The sequence below is a fragment of the Snuella lapsa genome, assembly GCF_039539345.1.
GTDB lineage: Bacteria > Bacteroidota > Bacteroidia > Flavobacteriales > Flavobacteriaceae > Snuella > Snuella lapsa.
This window is the reverse complement of sequence record NZ_BAABCY010000025.1, coordinates 1-3,216: the sequence shown is the minus strand read 5'-3', so window position 1 is coordinate 3,216 and position 3,216 is coordinate 1. Positions and strand designations below refer to the sequence as shown.

Below are 3,216 nucleotides of genomic sequence, written 5' to 3'. Positions count from 1 at the left end.
ATCATTGCAGGATCTCTCAAAGTGGCACTGTTTGACCGAAATACGTGGCATGGTCACGCCGAAATAGCCAGTGTGAGCAAAATTCCAACAATCGCCAAAATTTTTCCGCTTCCAAACATATTTATTTTGAGAGATGAAGTGATCTCAAATTCTCCAATATCATTTAGAATTCCAGTAATTTTATAGTTGTTTGGAAAGTGATTTCGAGTTAATTCAAATCTTCCTGACTCCACAAATCCTTTGTAATGTCCATTCTGAATTAATAAATTCAAAATATTCAATGATTTTTCATTTTTGAATATGGTTTCTTTCATTTGTCAAATTACGCACAACAGGAGACCTCTCAAAACGTCCCTGGTTTTTAATAAAAGTAAGAGAATTATTTCATGTGGCAATGGAAAAAATAAGAAGTCAAACTCCGTTGTCATACCTGCCTTTAGTCTGAGCCAGTATCGAGCTTGTCGAGATGCTCAGGATAGGCATGGTGTTCATGTTTGGCCGTTCTGACCACATGAACACTTGTTATTGTGCATAGTTTTTATTCATCTACAACTCCTATAAACATTAAATATTCAACTTCGGCATCATAGATTTTGATTAATTCTTCTTTAGTCAGTTCAACTTTTTCCTCATTCAGAGCGTATTCCACCATGAGGTTGATATCCAATTCGGTATTCGATTCCGGTTCGTGTTCAGGATTCGGATTGCCAGAATTCAGTCCAATTTTATCCATATAATTCATTTCCGCAAGTAGAGCGTCACGTATCAAATTCAAGTCGGATTTTTTCTTAATTAGCTTTAATGCAATGAAGCAAGTCGCCTCATCCAAATCATATATTTCTTTTCCAGCGTTATTTTCATTCACAGTGCAAATCGGTTCGTTTTTACAACCGAAAAAAGAGAGTAAAGTGAATATGAATATTTTTTTCATGTTTTATAAATATTCTAATTATCAAATTATGCACAACGCGAGACCTCACAAAAAGTCTCTTTTTTACTGAATAAAAGTAAGAGAATTAATTCATGTAGCAATGGAATAAAGTAAGACAATAAATCCCTCTGTCATACCTACGACTTGTGCTGAATTTATTTCAGTAAGGCAGATATCCATTTGAACACAAGATTTTTAATCAATTAAATAAGGCAGTCCCCATAGTAGGCTAACCGACTAACAAACGGTTCAGTCAACACGGCGTCCATGTTTGGCCGTACCGACCATACGAACGCTTAGTTATTGGCATTAGTATTTAGTTTAATCTTAATGAATTGTTCACAATTTCAATCGGATTACTTCCTTTTTTTATTTTTAATGGAAACCCATTAACTTCTAGAATATCAGATGCTAAATTAACAATCAAATATATGTCTTCACCTTCCACTTCTATAGCTAAATCAAATAAACTAGATTTTGCGCCAAACAAATTTTTTGAATATATTTTTAGCTCATTTTCGGTACTTTCATTATTAATTTTTGCTAGAGCTGGTGAAACAATAGCGAGCAATAAATCACGAATTGCTTCAGCTTCATTTATCTTTTCTGCTTGTGAGCAATAGTCCAAAGCTCTTATTATATCAGAGTAATTTGAAGCCACGTTTTCAGTTGTTTCGCTTATTAATCCATTTACCTCGTAAGATGCGGCATTTGGTTTTTCATCATTCGTAAGAGTTGACACGTACTGATAATATGCTTCGATTGTGCCCTTTCTTAAGATGAAACAACCTAATTTTTCTAGAAGTTCTAGTAGTCTTGAAAGTCTACTTTTTATAGTAAGCCAATTCCCTCCATTGTCAATTGAAGATAAAGTAGAATCATCAGTTGTAAATAACCAACAAAAAGCACTTCTTCTTTTAGCAATTAACTCATCTTTATCAGTGTCTCTATTAATCCAATAATAATGTTGTTCTGCGTGAGATTGAATATCTGCCCAATTATTTGCAATTAGTTGACAGAAATCATTATATATATTACGGGCAAATTCTGGCGCATCTCGATGACCTAATTCACTAGCATAAAAATTTGCCTTATCAAGAGTCGTAAACACACTAATAATGTCTAAATTATCAGTTAGTGCATCAGCGTCTCCAAGTAATGCGGGTTTTTTACCTATAAGTCTCATTAATTTTATAACTACTGGAAATTGTCCCTTTCCTGTAACTGGTAAAATTTGAGAACCTGCAGCCTCTAGATTTATATTAAGTTTTCTATTAATTGCCGAGCAAATAATTTCATCGCTAGGACCTTCAACAAGAAGTGGTGAATGACAAAAAAGAGCTAATTTATGTTCTTGTCCAAGCCTAGTCAAAAGTGCCTGTAATTTTCTACTTTGAAATTCTCCAATGGTTGGGTCAATTTGAACAGGCTGGTCTAAAATATCTTTGCAGAAAACAATTGTTGATAATTGTTGAACCGAACTAATTTCAATAAATTCCGTTGAATGAGTAGAGATAAATACCAGTTTCTTTCCTGGTTGGTTATTTGCACCAGCTACCTTAATAATTTCATCCATTACAAATGATTGTAATTGTGGATGTAGAGATACTTCTGGTTCATCAATTAATAAGCAACCCACCTCGTCATCATAAAGTGATGCAAGAATTGCAACTAAATGTAAAAGTCCACTTGCTTCTCTTGCCGAAGAATAATTATTATTATTTGTTTCGTCAACTCTAGAAAAAAACACTTTAAGAACTCCACCATCCCAATCTAATGTCAAATCGCGTTTGAAGAGTTTTCTCAATCTTTCTTGCACTTTTATAAGAATATCAGGTCTTTCCGAAAGTGTTCCAAAATCACCTAGAATCGTCTCATTTTGATGTCTACGAGTCGTTGATGATTTGTTACCAAATGTAGCTTCATCAAATCTAGGTCGTCCTCCTCTTTGTCCATCGTAATCTGAGCGATAAGTTTCCATTGGACCTAATCTGCCTGCAGACACATATCTTATCTTTTTCCCATTAGAATGAGTTCCTAAACTATTTTTTAGCCCTCTAAGAAGTTGTGTTTTGCCAGAACCATTTGGTCCTAAAAAAGTTGTTATTCCTCCATTGACTTTTATCGTTTTATTTTGAATACCTGTAATTCCAGATTGGTTTAGTTGTATTGTGATGTCAAATGGAAATGTCATATGTTTTTTTATATTAATGCCAACGTTCTGTGTATATACAGTAGGGCAGTTCGAAGGAAATCACTTTCGGTTTACCACCAAGCCAAAACAA

Annotated in this window: 3 protein-coding genes; 1 reads left to right on the top strand and 2 read right to left on the bottom strand. The window is 34.1% G+C overall.

The window, feature by feature from the left end; genetic code table 11:
- Positions 1–186: hypothetical protein (locus ABD792_RS04395; protein ID WP_345004593.1), on the top strand; the 186-nt coding region annotated here is incomplete at its 5' end.
- Positions 187–538: 352 nt separating this feature from the next.
- On the opposite strand, the gene ABD792_RS04390 is transcribed toward ABD792_RS04395, so the two are convergent.
- On the bottom strand, positions 539–931 hold the full coding sequence (locus tag ABD792_RS04390) for a hypothetical protein (RefSeq protein ID WP_345004592.1): 393 nt from the start codon (positions 929–931) through the stop codon (positions 539–541).
- Between the two features lie 316 nt (positions 932–1,247).
- A complete protein-coding gene (locus ABD792_RS04385; protein WP_345004591.1) occupies positions 1,248–3,125 on the bottom strand; it encodes an ATP-dependent nuclease in 1,878 nt (625 codons plus the stop codon).
- Positions 3,126–3,216 lie beyond the last annotated feature (91 nt).